This is a genomic window from Pantoea sp. BAV 3049 (assembly GCF_009765445.1).
Taxonomy (GTDB): Bacteria; Pseudomonadota; Gammaproteobacteria; order Enterobacterales; family Enterobacteriaceae; genus Erwinia.
This window is the reverse complement of the sequence record NZ_WHOY01000031.1, coordinates 481,647-481,968: the sequence shown is the minus strand read 5'-3', so window position 1 is coordinate 481,968 and position 322 is coordinate 481,647. Positions and strand designations below refer to the sequence as shown.

General features: G+C 49.4%; 1 protein-coding gene. It reads left to right on the top strand.

The features are described 5' to 3' along the window. The coding region (locus GSQ70_RS25900) for a hypothetical protein (protein WP_233268237.1) at positions 1-215 on the top strand (215 nt) is incomplete at its 5' end. Positions 216-322: the final 107 nt, after the last annotated feature.

Sequence of the window (322 nt, the reverse complement as noted above, 5' to 3'; positions counted from 1 at the left end):
GAACGGTTTCCCGTCGCCGGTTTTCAAGACCGGTGCCTTCAGCCACTCGGCCACCCCTCCACACTGGGCATCTGCTGCTCTGTCTGCGTTATGAACGCTTCACAACTCATCCTGAACAACTGATGGGGCGCAGTATAGGGGAATTTGTAAAGGTTGCCAAGCACTTTCTTTCGTACTTTGTTGAATTTATGCGCTTTTATCTATTTTTTTTCTGAGCGGTCAGAGAGTGAACAATCCGACGTTTACGGGGAAGACTAAGAGAGGCTTGAAAGGGGAGAAAGCAAAACGGGCCAGCTTTCGCTGACCCGTTAAATTTGATGGC